General features: G+C 74.9%; 11 protein-coding genes. 2 read left to right on the plus strand and 9 right to left on the minus strand.

Translation table 11 applies throughout. From position 1 onward, the window contains the following. Positions 1-125: 125 nt before the first annotated feature. Entirely contained in the window at positions 126-2513 is a 2388-nt protein-coding gene (locus tag Sm713_RS17050; RefSeq protein ID WP_212910456.1) for a peptidoglycan-binding protein, read from the minus strand. A 531-nt stretch (positions 2514-3044) separates the two neighbouring features. Here Sm713_RS17050 and Sm713_RS17055 point away from each other — a divergent pair. Next, positions 3045-5024 carry an MDR family MFS transporter gene (locus Sm713_RS17055; protein WP_249416618.1) on the plus strand — a complete coding sequence of 660 codons (1980 nt, stop codon included), beginning with the start codon at positions 3045-3047 and terminating at the stop codon, positions 5022-5024. A gap of 143 nt (positions 5025-5167) precedes the next feature. Here the strand turns inward: Sm713_RS17055 and Sm713_RS17060 are convergent, their stop codons facing one another. From Sm713_RS17060 to Sm713_RS17075, 4 genes are all read right to left on the minus strand, one after another. Next, a complete protein-coding gene (locus tag Sm713_RS17060; protein WP_212910458.1) occupies positions 5168-5800 on the minus strand; it encodes a dihydrofolate reductase family protein in 633 nt (210 codons plus the stop codon). Between the two features lie 165 nt (positions 5801-5965). Continuing rightward, positions 5966-6370 (minus strand): DUF1992 domain-containing protein, encoded by a 405-nt coding sequence (locus tag Sm713_RS17065; protein WP_212910459.1) that lies wholly within the window; start codon positions 6368-6370, stop codon positions 5966-5968. Between the two features lie 85 nt (positions 6371-6455). Continuing rightward, the gene (locus tag Sm713_RS17070) at positions 6456-6848 is read right to left on the minus strand and encodes a hypothetical protein (protein ID WP_212910460.1); all 393 of its coding nucleotides are present in this window, start codon (positions 6846-6848) and stop codon (positions 6456-6458) included. A gap of 200 nt (positions 6849-7048) precedes the next feature. Beyond that, entirely contained in the window at positions 7049-8470 is a 1422-nt protein-coding gene (locus tag Sm713_RS17075) for an MFS transporter (RefSeq protein WP_212912067.1), read from the minus strand. 739 nt (positions 8471-9209) lie between these two features. Between Sm713_RS17075 and Sm713_RS17080 the strand changes: the two genes are divergently transcribed. Then, positions 9210-11480, plus strand: a complete 2271-nt coding sequence (locus tag Sm713_RS17080; RefSeq protein WP_212910461.1) for a bifunctional glycosyltransferase 87/phosphatase PAP2 family protein — start codon at positions 9210-9212, stop codon at positions 11478-11480. On the opposite strand, the gene Sm713_RS17085 is transcribed toward Sm713_RS17080, so the two are convergent. From Sm713_RS17085 to Sm713_RS17100, 4 genes are all read right to left on the minus strand, one after another. Beyond that, a complete protein-coding gene (locus tag Sm713_RS17085) occupies positions 11425-12174 on the minus strand; it encodes a YoaK family protein (protein WP_212910462.1) in 750 nt (249 codons plus the stop codon). The genes Sm713_RS17080 and Sm713_RS17085 overlap by 56 nt on opposite strands. Before the next feature lie 117 nt (positions 12175-12291). Beyond that, positions 12292-13158: an ECF transporter S component gene (locus tag Sm713_RS17090; protein WP_212910463.1), complete on the minus strand. Its 867-nt coding sequence runs from the start codon at positions 13156-13158 to the stop codon at positions 12292-12294. A 128-nt stretch (positions 13159-13286) separates the two neighbouring features. Further along, positions 13287-15314: an ABC transporter ATP-binding protein gene (locus tag Sm713_RS17095; RefSeq protein ID WP_212910464.1), complete on the minus strand. Its 2028-nt coding sequence runs from the start codon at positions 15312-15314 to the stop codon at positions 13287-13289. Then, entirely contained in the window at positions 15311-16564 is a 1254-nt protein-coding gene (locus tag Sm713_RS17100; RefSeq protein ID WP_212910465.1) for a CbiQ family ECF transporter T component, read from the minus strand. The genes Sm713_RS17095 and Sm713_RS17100 overlap by 4 nt, the downstream gene beginning before the upstream one ends.

Below are 16564 nucleotides of genomic sequence, written 5' to 3' on the forward strand. Positions count from 1 at the left end.
GGGTGAGGACTGCGCCCGGGCTGGGAGGTGCGGACTGCGCCCGGTCTGGGGGCTGAAGGCCCCCCGGGCCGCTGGGGGGGCTGAGAGTTGCGCCTGGCTGTGACGGGACTGAGGGCGTGCCCCGGTTACGGCTGGCCCGTCTCCGCTTCCAGGCTCTGGCGGGTGGCCGAGCCGTAGACGCCGTGCCCGTCGCCGTCGATCTTGCGGGTGTCCTGGTAGCGGCCCACCGCCTTCTCCAGGCTGGTGCCGTAGACGCCGTCCGCCTTGCCCAGGTACAGCAGGAGCTGCCGCAGGCGCAGTTGCAGGTCCTTGACCTCCGTACCCTGGTCGCCGAGGCGCAGCACGAGAGGTCCAGGGACGGCCGGGGGCGGCGGCGCCGGGGCCGTGGAACCGGCGGGCCCGGACGACGTGGCCGCGGAGGGCGGGGGAGGGACGGCGGCCGTCGGCGTCGTCATCGGGTGCGACGGCGAGGCGGTGGCCCCGGCCGTGGACGAACGCGGCGCGGACGCGGCCGGTGCGCCCGATGCGGCGCCGGTCGCCTCGGGAGCCGTCTCCGTGGACTCCGGCGCGCCCGTCGCGCTGTCGGTCCCCGGTATGGCGTCGTCATGCCGCGGCTTCTCGTTCGAGGACAGCCCGCCGGCGAGTACGGCCACGCACGCGACGGCCGCCGCGGCACCGACCGCGGCCAGCACGACCGCGCGGCGGCGCCGGCGCGGGGCGGGCGCAGGCGAGGCCACCGTCTCCGGGCCGCCCCGATCGGCGGCGCCGCGTGCTCCGTACGGCTCACCCGGGCGACCCGGGCCGTCACCCTTGCGCCCGCCCGGCTGCGACCCGATCTGGCCGTTCCGGCCGCCTGCCCTGTCCCCGCCACGTGACCTGTCCGGGGCTGTGCGGCCCTCGGGGCTCCCGTCACCATCGGGGACCTGGGGGACGCGCTTGGTGTCGATGTCCACGGTGGCCGAGGCGGCGACGCCGGCGGCGGCCCTGGTGGCTCCGGCGGCCGGGGTGCGTGCGGGGCGCGGCCCTCGCACGGTCGGCTCAGGGGCGTCGGTGCGGTTCGGGGCGTCCCCGACGTCGAGGGGACGCCCGGCGTCCGGGCCGCCCGGTCCCGTCGCGGGCCCCGTGCTTTCATACGCGGGCCCCGTGCTCTCAGACGCGGAAACCGTGCTTCCCGGCGCGGGGACGCTGCTCTCCGGCGCGGGTGCGGCAGCCGCGCCGCCCCCGGGTCCGCCAGCCGTGCCGCCGCCAGGTCGGGCAGCAACGGCACCGCGGGCTCCCGCGGCCCTGCCGCCGCCCGGTCCGGCAGCCTTGCCGTCGTCTCGTCCGGTGACCGTGTTCGGGCTGGCAGCCATACCGTTCGCGCCACTCGCGGCGGACGGGGTGCGGTCGCGTCCGGGCCCGGTCGCGTTCACGGTGCGCCCGCCACCCGCGGCCTCGCGCGACCCCGGCGTGCTCTGCGCCCCCGGCGTGCTCTGCGACCCCGGCGTGCTCTGCGACCCCGGCGCGTTCTGCGTGGCTGCCGCGCCCCGCGGGTCTGCCACATTCCGCGGGTCCACCGCGCCCTTCGGCTCCGCGCGCCTCCGGCCGTCCCCGGGCCGCCCCTGCGCACCCGCCGTGGGTCCGCGTCCGGCCTCGTGGCCCCGTTCCCGCCCGCCGGGCCGTACCGGACCCGTGGACCCTCCAGGCCGAGCCGCGGCCGAGACGCCGGACCCGGCGGGATCCTGCTTCCGAACGCCGGGCGGCGGCTGCTGCTCGGCGGAGTCGGCGTTCCGCCGCTCCCCGGCGTCCTCGGCACCGCCCGCCTCACCGGCCCTGCCGGCCGTGTCCTGGACGTCCCGAGAGGTCTCCCGGGCAGTCTCGCGAGAGGTCTCCCCGGCCTCCTCCTGAGAGGTCACCCGGGCCTCCTGCCGAGAAGCCTCGGGCTCCCCCGGGGAGGTATCCCCGGCATCCCCGGACTGGCTCTCCGCATCCACGTCCGAGTCCCGGGTCCCGCCGCCCGACGCCTCGGAATCCCTGATGGTGGCCTCGCTGGGGCCCCAGATGTCCTCGATGCTCCAGTCCAGCGGACCCCCCGGCCCGAACAGTGCCTCGGTGTCCAGGGGCCGGTCGTCGACCTGGTCGGGGTCGGAAGCGTGCTGGTCGAGTTCGGACGCGACCTGGTCGGACTCGGACGTGTGCTGGTCGGAGCCGGAGCCGGAGCCGGAGGCGTGTTCGGCGTCCGGCAGGGAGACGTAGGGGCGCATGTACAGCGGCTCGTGCTCTTCCTGCTCCGTGCTGAGCGTGCCGCCGCCGGGGCGCCGCTCCGCGTCGGAGGCGTGACGGCGCTGCCAGTCCGCCCTCGTCCCGCCTGCGGAGCCCTCCGCGGAGGACGACCCCGCGCGTGTCCCGCTCAGCGGGTTGCGGTCACCGGGATGGCCGGTGGCCTGGGCAGGGGTCCGGCCGGCGCACGCGCATGCCGCTGCGCCCGTCGACGTTCGCTCTGTGCCGCAGTGCGGGCAACGCTTTCCGGTCACCGTGGGGGCCCTCTCCTGAGACCTGCACCGAGAGATTGAGCGCACTGTATACGGCCGCTCCACCGTGTCCCCAACGGGCTTACGAGGACTCAACGGGCCATAAAGGGTTACTTCGGCAACGTGGCGGAGGAATTTCTGGCCTCAGGTTCACGGGAGGTGTCCATGTCCCAGGATGCGGACAGCTCACCCTGGCGTCGGAACGGGGCCCGACGCTCCGGGACGGGCGCTTCCCGGGGCGCGGTAGCGGCACACGACGACAGCCGGGAGAAGGACGACGGCCCCGGGGACGATGACGGTCCGGGAGACAACGACGGCCCGGGGGACGACGACAGTTCGGCGCACAACGACAGTCCCGGAGAGCGCGACGGCCCCGGCGACCAGGACAGCCCGGGCGACCGCGACCGCCCCGGTGGCGCAGGCGGCCCAGGTGACCACGACGGCCCGGGAAACCGAGGCGGCCCGGAAGACCTCGACCACACCCCTGGCCAAGCCCGCCCCCGGAGCGTCCTGGTCTCGATCGGCGCCCTGCTCATGGGCCTGCTGCTCGCCTCGCTCGACCAGACCATCGTGTCGACCGCGCTGCCCACCATCGTCAGCGAGCTCGGCGGCCTGGACCACCTCTCCTGGGTGGTGACCGCCTACCTGCTCGCCTCCACCGCGACCACCCCGCTGTGGGGCAAGCTCGGTGACCAGTACGGGCGCAAACGGCTCTTCCAGACCGCGATCGTGATCTTCCTGTTCGGCTCGGTCCTGTGCGGTGCGGCGGAGAGCCTGCCCGAACTGATCGTCTTCCGCGCCGTGCAGGGGCTGGGCGGCGGCGGCCTGATCGTGCTGTCGATGGCCATCGTCGGCGACCTGGTCCCACCCCGGGAACGCGGCCGCTACCAGGGGCTCTTCGGCGCGGTCTTCGGCACCACGAGCGTGCTCGGGCCGCTGCTCGGCGGGGTGCTCACCCAGCACCTGAGCTGGCGCTGGGTCTTCTACGTCAACGTGCCCGTCGGCATCGTCGCGCTCGTCGTCATCGCCACCACGCTGCGCATCCCCGTGCACACCAGGCGGCACGTCATCGACTACCCCGGCACCGTGCTGATCGCCTCCGTCGCGACCTGCCTGGTGCTCGTCGCCTCGCTCGGCGGCACGACCTGGTCGTGGAGCTCCCCTTGGATCATCGGTCTTGCCGTGCTCGGCGTCCTGCTGCTGGGGGTCTTCGTGGCCGTGGAGCGCAGGGCGGCCGAGCCGGTGCTGCCGCTTCGGCTGTTCCGCATCCGGACCTTCAGCCTCGCGGCCGTGATCAGCTTCGTGGTGGGCTTCTCGATGTTCTCGGCGATGACGTACCTGCCGACGTTCCTCCAGGTCGTGCAGGGGATCTCGCCGACCCTGTCGGGGGTGCACATGCTGCCGATGGTGTTCGGGCTGATGCTGGCCTCCACCGTCTCCGGGCAGATCGTGAGCCGAACCGGGCGGTGGAAGGTCTTCCCGGTCACGGGCACCGCCGTCACCGCCGTCGGGCTGCTGCTCCTGCACCGGCTCGACGAGTTCAGCGGCACGCTCGTGCTGAGCGTCACCTTCTTCGTGTTCGGGCTGGGACTCGGCCTGGTCATGCAGGTGATGGTGCTGATCGTGCAGAACTCCGTCGGCTACGAGGACCTGGGCGTGGCCACCTCCGGCGCGACGTTCTTCCGGTCCATCGGGGCGTCCTTCGGGGTGGCGATCTTCGGCACGGTCTTCGCGACCCGGCTCGGGTCCCAGATCGCGTCGGCGCTCGGCGGCCGTCCGCTGCCGCCCGGCCTCAGCATCGGCTCGCTGGAGGCGGACCCGCGCGGCATCGGGCGCCTCCCGCCCGCGCTGCGGCCGCCGGTGGTGCACGCGTACGCGTCGGCGATCACCGACGTGTTCCTCTACGCGGCACCGATCGCGGCCCTCGCCTTCGTCCTGGCGTGGTTCCTGCGCGAGGACCGGCTGCGGGCGTCCGTGCGGGCGCCCGAGGGGACGGAGACGGTGGCCAGCAACCCGGTCGAGCGCTCCTCGCACGACGAGGCCGCGCGGGCCCTGTCGCTGCTGGCAAGCCGGGAGGGGCGCCGGGAGGTCTACGTCCGGATCACCGAGCGGGCCGGCTACGACCTGCTGCCCGCGTCCTCATGGCTGCTGCTGCGTATCCGCCGGTACGGGGCCACGGATCCGGTGGCCCTCGCCACGCGCCTCACGCTCCCGGTGCCCGTGCTCGCCGCCGCGGTACGGCAGCTGGAGCAGAGGGGGCTGGCCGTGCGGCAGGGCCTGCCTCTGGTGCTGACACGGCACGGCCACGAGGCCGCGGAACGGCTCCAGAGCGCCCGCGAGGCCTGCATGGCCGAGTTGCTCGGGGACTGGTGGCGGCCCGGCCGCCCGACCGACCTCGGCGAGCTGGTGCGGGACCTCAGCAAGGAGATGTGCGGCTCCGACCACGAACGGCCCCATGCCGGGCCGGTACGCAAGCACAGGAGACCACGGAGGTTGCGGCGAGCCGTGGGGTGAGGCACCGGCGGGAGCCCGCGGGCGGACCGTGGGCGGACCGTGGGCGGAGGCGTACCGGAGGCGGACCGAGGGTGGCAGCCACGGACCCTGGGGCAGGAGCCCTGAGGGGGACCGGGACCCAAGGACCCTCAGACCCCGTCCGCTCAGGCGCTCCGAGCCGGCGCCGTGGGCCGCAGAGTCAGGTGGACGGTGCCCGACGCGCCGTTCACGCGGCTGGTCTCCCACTCGATGTACTCGGCGCCGATCCGGTCGAACAGCCGGGTGCCCGACCCGAGCAGGACGGGGACGATGTGCAGCCGCAGCTCGTCGAGGACCCCGGCGCCGATCGCCTGCTGGATGATGTCGGCGCCGCCCGCCAGGCAGACGTCGCGCAGGCCCGCTGCGTCCTTGGCGCGTGCGAGCGCGCCCCTCAGGCCGTCCGTCACGAACATGAACGTGGTGCCGCCCGTGCGCACGTCCGGTTCCCTCGGGGTGTGGCTGAGCACGAACACCGGCTTGCTGAACGGCGGGTGCGTGCCCCAGGACTGGCTGGACACCCGGTACATCCCGTGACCCATCAGGTACGCGCCGGTCCGCTCGAAGGACTCCCGCATGGCGTCGGACTCCGGACCGGGGACGCCTCCGGACAGGCCGTGCTGACGCCGCCAGCTCTCCAACTGGTACACCCACTGGTGCAGACGGTCGCCGCCGATGCCCAGCGGGTGCTCCGGACCCGCGAACGGGCCCGCGATGAAGCCGTCGAGCGACATCGAGATGTCGGAGAACAGTCGTTCCATTGCTGCGCCTCTTCCTCGCCTCCTGACGGGTGCCCCGAACGGCGGCACCCCTCACCCACGACCGTGACGGCCATGATCGTGGGCACCCGTGACGTGGACGGCACCGGCGTCGGGACCAGGATGCCCGGCCGCTGCGGGGCGGGGCGCGGCGGGGTCAGGCAGGGTTCAGTCCGCGTGCCGGGCGCGCCACTCGTGGGCGACGGCCTCGACGTCGTACGGCTTCTTGCCGAGGGGCGGGCCGGGCAGCGGCTTGAACATCGCTTCCCTGATCCGCTCGTTCACGGCGGTGATGATGCGCCGGGCGGCCGCTTCGGAGGGGGCGTCGTGCGCGGCTTCGAGGGCGTCCTCGGCCTCCTTGCGGAGGGCCAGCGTGGGCGGCAGGGCGGACAGGCCCTCCTGGGCCATCTTCCGCTTCACCCACCACAGCTCGTCGTACGTGCTGTCCGTGCCGCCGGGCAGCGGACGGCCCGCACCGGCGAGACCGGAGAACTCGCCGCGCTCCTCAGCCTCGCGGATCTGCTTGTCGATCCACGATTCGAAACCGATACCCGGGGGCTTGCGCTCCGTCATGCCTCCATTGTCGCAGAGGCATCGCCTGCTGCGGGACATCCGTTTCCGCGCTTTCGCCGGTGGTGCGGGCCGGTGGGGCCGGTGTTCAGATCTCGTGGAAGTAGCCCACGTTCACGGAGCGTGCGCCCAGGCGGTCGTGGATGACCACCTCGCCGGAGCCGCCCGCCGGTATCCGCCAGTAGCCCCCGTAGGGCATGGACTGCTCGGAGCCGTCCGCCAGCACCCGGACGTCGGACGACGGCTCGGACTGGGAGCCGCGCAGCCAGGTGACCGTCCAGATCCCGTCGGGGCCGCAGCGGAACTCCAGGTGGACGCGGGAGACGAACAGCCAGCCGTCCGGCGGAGCCAGGCGGCACAGGTTCCGGTCCCGGCCCACGCACAGCATGGCCCCGGGGTCGCTCGGTGCGTCGGCCATCAGCATGCCCGCCGTCGCGCCTGTCTCAGCCTCCGACACCGCGGCCATCGTGAGCTCCAGCACGTCTGCTCCTTACCGTTCGCTGGGTGAGCCGGGGCCGCCCGCCGGCCTTCGAGGCAGGTCGGGAGGCACCGCGCGGCCGAATGATAGGTCGGCCCCGGCCACCGGCGCGCGCCGAGAGCCGCTGCACGGGGCGACCGTGACGCAGGACACACCCGGCCGCGGCCGCCCCGGCCCGTGGCACCACCCGGCGCCGGGAGGGGCTACGCGGGGACGCGGTGGCGGGCCCGCGCGGACGCCGGCTCGACGGCCGGCGGCGAACCGGGCAGCGGCCGCCCCGCCGACTCGGCCATCCGCCAGACCGCGATCCCGCCGACGACGGCCGCCGCCATCAGGTAGTAGGCGGGCATCATCACGTTCCCGGTCATACCGATGAGCGCCGTCACCACGAGCGGCGTCGTCCCGCCGAAGAGCGACACGGAGACGTTGAAGCCGATGGACAGCGAGCCGTAGCGGACCCGGGTGGGGAAGAGCGCGGGCAGCGCGGCGGGCATGGACGCCGTGAAGCAGACCAGCAGCAGCCCCAGCGCGCCCAGGCCGAGCGCGAGCGGCAGCACTCCGCCGTGCCGGATCAGCAGCAGCGCCGGCACGGACAGCGCGAGGAAGCCCGCGCAGCCGGCGCCGATCACCGGCCGCCGGCCCAGCCGGTCGGTGAGCGCCCCGGCGAACGGCTGGACGGCCATCATCAGCGCCATCACGCCCAGCACGACCAGCAGTCCCTGCGTCTCGCCGTAGTGCAGCTGTCCGGTGAGGTAGCTCGGCATGTACGACAGCAGCATGTAGTCGGTGACGTTGTAGACCAGCACGAGCGCCACGCACACCAGCAGCGCACGCCACTGTCCTGTGACCGTCTCGCGCACCCGTACCTTCGGGCGCCGCTTCATGCCCGCCGACTGCATCTGGGCCGCGAAGGCGGGCGTCTCCTCCAGGCGGAGCCGCAGGTACAGGCCGACCAGGCCGATCGGGCCCGCGACGAGGAACGGCAGGCGCCAGCCCCAGGAGGTCAGGTCGCCGCCCGGCAGCAGCACGGTCAGCAGCGTCACCAGGCCAGCTCCCGCGATGTAGCCGGCCAGCGTGCCGAACTCCAGCCAGCTGCTGAGGAAGCCCCGCCTGCGGTCGGGCGCGTACTCGGCGATGAACGTCGACGCGCCCGCGTACTCGCCGCCCGTCGAGAACCCCTGGACGAGCCGGGCCGCCAGCAGCAGGACCGGCGCGCCGACGCCGATCGCCCCATAGGACGGGATCAGGCCGATCGCGAAGGTGCCCGCGGCCATCATGATCATGGTGACGGCCAGCACCTTCTGCCTGCCGATCCGGTCGCCGAGCGGGCCGAAGACCATGCCGCCGAGCGGGCGCACGAGGAAGGCCGCGGCGAACGCGCCGAAGGTGGACAGCAGCTGCGCGGTCGGGCTGCCGGACGGGAAAAAGACCTTGCCCAGCGTGACGGCGAGGTAGCTGTACACCCCGAAGTCGAACCACTCCATGGCGTTGCCGAGCGCTGCCGCCTTCACGGCCCGCTTGACCAGCGCGGGGTCGGTGACCGTGGCGCCCGGGGCGCGGGCCGCGGAGGGGGAGTCCGGGCGTGCGGGCGGGGCCGGGAGATGGGAGAGGACACGCGTTGCGATCGACAAGGTTCTGCTCACCTGCCTTTCGGTCGACGACAGGGACGAGGGCGCGGCACCGGACCCCAGGGGGCGGTGCCGCGCCCCTGACGGCAGCGGTGGCGCCAAAGCGAGCGGGCTGCCCGTCCCGGACAGCCCGGTAGCGACGATACGGGCGCCTCGGGGCATTGCGGGCGGTACACGCGGGGCGGCGTTCCGCGATCAAGGGGCCCCTGTCCTGCGCGAACGGCGTGCGCGGTCGCCGCGACGGCGGCGGGCCCCTGTGATTCATGTCGCGGGATCGCGGCGGGGCCACCCCCGCACCCACGGTCCCCGCCCCCGGTCCGTGGCTCCGCACCCGGTGATCACGTTGCGTGGATGTGCGCCCCGCCCGCTCACGTTGCGTGGCGAACAGGGCGCTCTCCTCGCGCTCGCCGCCGTGAACCGGGGCCGGCCCAGGAAAAACAGCGGTAAACGGTCGGGAAAACGTGACGGGAACGGAGAGGATATGGAGTCGTGAGGGGTGGGTACTCGCGGATCCCGTGGGATCTCCGGCACGGACCGTTCGGGGTGCGAGGTCTGTGCCACGGGACCGCGAGTGTCAACATCCGGTCAAATCCGACGCGGACGTCAAGTGAAGGAAAGGTTGCCCGCGTCTCACCCGCTGGCATCAGTGCCCGGCTCATAGAGTCTGCACCACACCGGTGCATAGAAGGCGCAAGCCGGGTGTGAGGGATGAATGGGACGGGAGGGCTGACAGGGCGTGGCGAACGTGGAACACGGCAGACCGGGACAGGTCTTGGGGCCGGGAGTCGGCAGCAGCGCACGGGCACGGCTCGGCGCGGTGCGGGTAGCCCTGTGGGTGGTCGCCGCGGCGCTCTTCGTACGGCAGGTCGTGGCGGTGCAACTCCAGCCCCCCGGCGAGCGCCTGACCGATCTGGAGACATGGATCGGGCCCGAGGGCGTGCTGCACGTGAAGGGCTCGCTGTACGACGCGGACCAGTTCACCGGCACGCCCTTCGCCGGGCTCGTCCTCAAGCCGCTCGCCGCCTCCGCGGAGAACGCGCTCGGGCTGGCCTGGACGTTCGGCACCCTGCTGCTGGTGGCGCTGCTCGGCACCGTCGCCGCCCGGGCCCTTCCCCAGCCCGTCTCACGCCGCACCTCGCTGCTGGCCGTGCCCGTCGCGATCTGCCTGCTGATGCTCTCCCTGCCGGTGCGCAACGCCCTGTACCTGGGCCAGACGAGCATCATCCCCGTCCTGCTCGTCCTGCTGGGCTGCTTCACGGTGCGCGGGCAGCGCGCCAGCGGGGTGCTCATCGGCGTCGCCGCCGCGCTGCAACCCGCACTGCTGCTCTTCACGGTGCTGCTGTGGTGCACGGGACGGCGCAGGGCCACGCTCTCCACGGGCGCCACCTTCGCCGCCTGCACCGCCCTCGCCTGGGCCGCCCTGCCGCACGACTCCGTCACGTACTGGGTGCACCACCTCGCGGGCGTGGGCCTCGGCGCGCGCCCGGACAGCCTCGGCAACCAGTCCCTGCACGGCGCCCTGCTGCGCTCCGGCGCGACGGGCCCGCTGGAGATCGCGCTGTTCCTGGCGCTCGGGGCCCTCGTCGTGGGCCTGGGCCTGCCGCGCGCGGTCCGGTACGCCAAGGACGGGCAGTTGCTGCTCGCCGTGGCCGTGACCGGATGCGTCGCCGTCGCCATCTCGCCGACGACCTGGCAGCACCAGCTCCTGTGGCTGCTGCTCGCGGTGGTCGGCCGGGTCGGCAGACGGGCGGCCGACCGCTATCTGTGGCCCGTCGCCGTGGTCCTGGTGATGACGCTGCCGCCGCACATGCTGCTGCCGAACAAGTCCTTCCTGTACCCGCTCCGCGACAACGCCGTACTGCTGGCCGTGCTCGCCGCGGCCTGCGCGGTGCCGTTCCTGTCGCGCACCTCGCCCTGGTTCCAGACCCCGGTCCCCACCGCGTACGCGCCCCGGGCGCGCCCCCGGCTGCGGTACGTGCCGCTGCTCCCGTTCTGGCGCCGCGTCGTCACCCGCCCCAACGTCCTGCTGGAACTGCTCCTCATCCGCGTCTGCTACTCGGGCTACGACTACGTGCGCGAGGCAGCCCGCGGGGACCGGCCGGCAGCCGAGCGGCACGGCAGGTGGGTGCACTCCGCCGAACGGACCCTCGGCATCGACGTCGAGCACTGGATCAACCACGAGGTCGTCCACGTGCCCTGGCTGCGCGGCTTCCTCGACTTCTACTACGAGTCGTTCCACTTCGGCGTGCCGCTCGCGGTGCTCGGCGTGCTGTACGTGCGCCGCCCCGTGGACTTCCGCTGGGCGCGCACCACCCTCGGCCTCGCCACGCTGCTCGCGCTGCTGGGCTTCTGGCTCTTCCCGCTCGCCCCGCCGCGGCTGATGCCGGCGCTCGGGTTCGTCGACACCGTGCACGGCGTGCAGGACTTCTCCAAGCCGGACTACGGCGTGCTGACGGCGGTCACCAACCAGTACGCCGCGATGCCCTCGCTGCACTTCGGGTGGGCGCTGTGGTGCGGCATCATCATCGCGCTGATGTCGCGCAGGTGGTGGGTGAAGGCCCTCGGCATGCTGCACCCCTTCTTCACCCTCTCCGCGATCGTGGCCACCGGCAACCACTGGATCCTGGACGCGGTCGGCGGTGCGGTGGCGATCGGCGTCGGGTTCGGGTTGACGTACCTGCTGTCGGGTCCGCGCAGTGCGACCGCGGCCGGGGGCGGGGGTGAGGACGGCGGTACGGACACCGTCCGGGAGGGCCTGAAGGGTGCCTTGGCGGGCGCCGGCACGCGCGACCCCGGCGGCACCCCCGCCGGGGATCCGGCCCTGGCGGCCCAGGCGGCTCCGGCTGCTTCGACGGCTCCCGCCGCTCCATCCGCTCCGACGGCTCCGGCGGCGTCCGCGGAGAGCGCCGATCCGGTGACAGGGACCGTGAGCCCTGCTTCACCGAGCCCCGTCACACCCGTCCGGAAACCGTCGGCACCAGAATCCCGCTCATCACCGCGGCAATGAGCAGCGGCAGCCACAGGTCGTGGCGGAGCACCAGCCATCCGCCCAGCAGCGCCCCGGCCAGCAGGGCGAGGACGGAGCCGACGCGGCGCACCGTCCTGACGCTCCGGCCGCCGCCCAGCGGGGAGTCGGCGGCGAGGCCGGTGAGCGTCATGGTCAGCACGGTCGTCGTCATGTCGGCCACGCCGAGGCGGCGCACGGTCGCGTTGCGCAGGCCCATCGCGAGCGCGGTCACCGCGACGAGGGTGTACTCGGTGGCCGCCGCCGTCTCGGGCGCCGTCGCCGAGAACGCGGCGGCGGCAGCGAGCAGCGCCGCCTCGGCGGTGAAGGCCGCACGCAGCCACGCGCGCCGGGCCCGCCCAGCGAAGATCCGTGCGGCCCACCCGCCGGCCGCCGAACCGGCCAGGAACGCGCCGAGCGAGACCAGCGCATGCGCCCCCGAGAACTCCCCGGAGCCGGCCGCGGCGAACCCGAGCACCGCGACGTTGCCCGTCATGTTGGCGGTGAAGACGTGGCCGAGCCCCAGGAAGCTGACGGCGTCGATGATCCCGCTCACGACGGTCAGCGCCAGGAGCACCGGCAGCAGCCGGAGCTCCGCGGCCCGAGCGGCGTCCGAAGCGGCTTCCGTAGCGGGCTCGCCGCGGGCGGGCAGCGGACCGTGGGGGCCGGGCTCCTCGCCCGGCGCGGTCGCGGACATGACGGCACCCTCCGGGTAGGGGACGGGTCGCCCGCCATGGTCCCCCTTACCGGGGCCCCAGCCCGTTCGAACGCGCCGTGGCCCGGGGGCGCGCACCGGGCATGGACGGACCCGAGGTCAGGCGGTGCCCGGCCGATCACCGTCCGCCGGGCCCCGGAAGGCCACCGGCGCCTCGAAGGCCGCACGCCGGGTGGCCCGGCGCAGTGCCTTCAGGACCGCCCCGCCGAGCACCAGGGTCAGCACGACCGTGCACAGCGCGCGGCCCAGGTCCCAGCCGAGGGAGGTCGCGGCGCAGTAGGCGAGGAAGCGGGCGAGGTTGTGGGGGAGTGAGGCACCCGGGTCGAAGGCGATGCCGGACGCGAGGGTGTCCATGAACGGCCAGCCGGACAGGTTCATGATCGTCCCGTAGGCCAGGGCGGCGAGGAAGCCGTACGCCGCGAGCATCAGCAACTCGCCGCGCCCCCGCATCCGGTCGGGCGCCGGAAGCAGTCCCGCCCCCATCGTGAACCACCCCATGGCCACCATCTGGAACGGCATCCACGGCCCCACGCCGCCGGTCAGCAGCGCCGACGCGAACATCGTCACGGACCCCAGCACGAACCCGAAGCCCGGCCCCAGCACCCGGCCGCTGAGCACCATCAGGAAGAACATCGGCTCGATCCCGGCGGTGCCGGCGCCGAGCGGTCGCAGCGCCGCGCCGGTCGCCGCGAGCACGCCCAGCATCGCCACGGCCTTCGCGCCGAGCCCGGTCTCCGAGACGGTCGCGGCGACCACCGCGACCAGCAGGACCAGGACGGCCGCGAACAGCCAGGGCGCGTCCTGCGCGTGCGCGTTGACCTGTGCCGCCGGCCCCGCGAGCAGCGGCCACCCGAAACCGGCCACGCCGACCGCGCTCACCAGCACCAGCGCCACCACCGAGCGGGGCCCCAGCCGTACCACGTGCGGGCGCGGGGCCCGGACGGCCGGTGCGGGGGCCGGGTCCACTGGTGCGGCGGGGGTCCGGTCTGACAGTGCGGGCCGCCGCTCCCCGGCCGGCGCGTGCCCGCCGTGCGGTGCCCTCTCCCGGGGGCCGGCGCTTTGAGGATCCGTAACGCGCGGGTCCCGTGCGCCGCTCACCTGAGTGCCCTCTCGACCTGGGTCACCGTCAGCCACGGCTGGGGGGCGAGCACCTTGGCGACCTGCGGTGCGAACGAGGGGGAAGCCGTGACGACGTCCGCGGTGGGCCCGTCGGCCACCACCTCGCCGTCGGCGAGGATCACCACCCGGTCGGCGACCTCGGCGGCGAGTTCCACGTCGTGCGTGGCGAGGACGACGGAGTGCCGCGGTGCGCCGCCCGCAGGCGGAGTCTCGCCGGAAGCCGTCCCGCCCGCGTGGGTCCGGCCGCCGTCCGCCAGCCGCCGTAGCACCCCGACCAGCCGTGCCTTCGCCGCGTAGTCGAGGCCGCGGGTGGGCTCGTCGAGGAGCAGCAGGGGAGGCCGGGCGGTGAGCACCACGGCCAGCGCCAGCGCGAGCCGCTGGCCCTCGGACAGGTCACGGGGGTGGACGGTGTCCGGGATGCCGGGCAGCAGATCGGACAGCAGTGCCCGGCAGCTCCCGGGCCGCGCCTGTGCGTCGCGGTCCGCGGCGGCGCACTCACCGGCCACGGTGTCCGCGTACAGCAGGTCGCGCGGCTCCTGCGGCACCAGGCCCGCGCGCCGGACCAGCTCGCGCGGCCCGGCGCGGTGCGGCACGGTCCCGCCGACGCGGACCGTGCCCGCGGCCGGTTCGACCAGTCCCACCAGCGCCGACAGCAGGGTCGACTTGCCCGCGCCGTTCCGGCCCATCAGCGCGACCGTCTCGCCGGGCGCCACCGACAGGTCCACGCCCCGCAGCGCCTCCAGGCGTCCCCGGCGCACCACGAGCCCCTCGACGACGGCGACCCGAGGTGGCGTCCCGACGGTGCGGTGCCCGTCGCGGTCCGTCGCCCCGCGGCCCGCAGTGGCGGGGTCCACCGCGGCTCGGCGGCGACCGGCGCGGAATCGTTCGAGTCCGGACAGCAGGCGGGCCGGCCCGCGCCGGGCCCCGGCCTCAGGCGGCGCCGTCGGCCCGGCACCGCCGGCCCCGGCGGAGGAGCCCGAGCCGTACCGCGCGCCCGGGTCAGCGACCATCCCCGGATCCATGCCCGCGCCCGGGTCGGCGACCACCTCCGGATCCACGCCCACACCCGCGTCCGCGCCCAGGGCCTGGCGCGGCACCCTGGCGGCGTCCACGTCGGGGCCCGCCGTCCCGGCGCCGCCGTCCGCCGCCCGCTTCCCCGCGCCGGCACCGCCCTCCGGGCCCGGCGGAGCTCCCAGCCGTGTCCGGAGGTCCCCCGCGCGCCGCCGCGCGTCACGCACCGTCAGCGGCAGCGGCGACCAGCCCGCGAGCCGGCCGAGGCCCACGACCGGAGGGAACACCGGCGAGGCGGCCATCACCTCGGCGGGGGTGCCCAGGACGGGTGCCGCGCACGGCGCGGGCAGCAGCAGGACCCGGTCCGCGTACTGCACCACGCGTTCGAGCCGGTGCTCGGCCATCAGGACGGTGGTGCCGAGGTCGTGCACGAGGCGTTGCAACACGGCGAGCACCTCCTCCGCGGCGGCCGGGTCGAGCGCGGACGTCGGCTCGTCCAGCACCAGCACGCAGGGGTGCGGGGTCAGGACGGAACCGAGGGCGACCCGCTGCCGCTGCCCGCCCGAGAGCGTGGCGATCGGGCGGTCGCGCAGGGCGTCGAGGCCCAGCAGGTCGAGGGTCTCCTCGACGCGCCGGCGCATCACGTCCGGCGGCAGCCCCAGCGACTCCATGCCGTAGGCGAGCTCGTCCTCCACGGTGTCCGTCACGAAGTGGGCGAGCGGGTCCTGCCCGACGGTGCCGACGACGTCGGCGAGCTCGCGGGGCTTGTGGGTGCGGGTGTCGCGCCCGGCGACCGTGAGGCGCCCGTACAGCGTGCCGCCCGTGAAATGCGGTACGAGCCCGCTCACCGCGCCCAGCAGCGTCGACTTGCCCGCTCCCGAGGGCCCGACCAGCAGCACCAGCTCGCCCTCGGGCACGGTGAGGTCGACCCCGCTGATCGCGGGCGCGCCGGCCCCGTCGTAGCGGACGGAGACGTCCTCGAAGCGGATCACGGGCTCTCCTTGCGAGGGGACGGCACCGCCGCATCCGGCGGCGCCGGGGCGACGGCCGCCGGGAGCAGGCCGATCAGCACGGCCGCGGCCGGCCACAGCGGCAGCGCGGGAGCGGTCAGCGGGACGACGCCGGGGCTGAGGGCGGCCGGGGCGAGCGCGGCGGCGCGGATCATCAGCGCCGCGACGGCCGCACCGGAGCCGGCCACCAGCCAGGCCCTGGCGCCCCAGACGTCCGGCCGGTAGCGGGTGCGCACCGTGCGCCGCCCGCCCAGCCACAGCCCGCCGAGCGCCGCGGCGGCCCCGCCGAGCAGCACCGGCAGGCCGTAGGCCGCGCCCTCGGCGGCGAGCAGGCCGTACGTGCCGGCGCAGATGCCCAGCAGGCCGCCGAGGGTGAGCGCGGCCGTGGTCCTGCGCACCGCCGTGGGGACCTCGGCGGTCCGCCCGTAGCCGCGCGCGTCCATCGCCGCGGCCAGCGCCACCGACCGCTCCAGCGCGCCCTCCAGCACCGGCAGCCCCACCTGGACGAGCCCCCTCAGCCCGCTGTCCGGCCGTCCGCGCAGCCGCCGGGCCGACCGCAGCCGCCGCACGTCCGCGATCAGGTGCGGCGCGAACGTCATCGCGACGACCACCGCGACCCCCGCCTCGTACAGGGCGCCCGGCAGCGACTTCAGCAGCCGGGCGGGGCTCGCGAGGGCGTTGGCGGCGCCCACGCACACCAGCAGCGTGGCCAGTTTCATGCCGTCGTACAGCGCGAACACCAGCCCCTCCGCAGTCACCCGCCCGCCGAGCCGCACGCCCTGCGCCCAGCCGGGCAGCGGCACCTGCGGCAGCGTCACGAGGACGTGCGTGCCCGGGATCGGCGAGCCGAGGAACACGGCGAAGAGCAGCCTGATCGCCAGCACCGCCAGCGCGACCTTCAGCAGCGCCCCGTACGAGCGTGCCCAGGGGGCCTCCGTGCGCCGCGCCGCGACCACGTATCCGGCGACGACCGCCAGCAGGCCGAGCAGCAGCGGGTTCGTGGTGCGGGAGGCGGCCGTGCCGAGGCCGGCGGCCCACAGCCACCAGGCGCCCGGGTGCAGGGCGTTGGAACGGTGGGCGTGCGGGGCGCGCCAGCCGCCCGGCCCGGGGCGTGGTTTCCGGCCGGCGTCCCGGGCGCCTGCGCGGCCGGCGGCCGCGCCCTCGGGTACGCCGGCGTACGATGGCGCCTCCGTGCCCGGGGCACGGCATGCGGAACGGGGCTCAGGGGTCAT

Origin of the sequence: Streptomyces sp. TS71-3, assembly GCF_018327685.1 — a bacterium.
GTDB lineage: Bacteria > Actinomycetota > Actinomycetes > Streptomycetales > Streptomycetaceae > Streptomyces.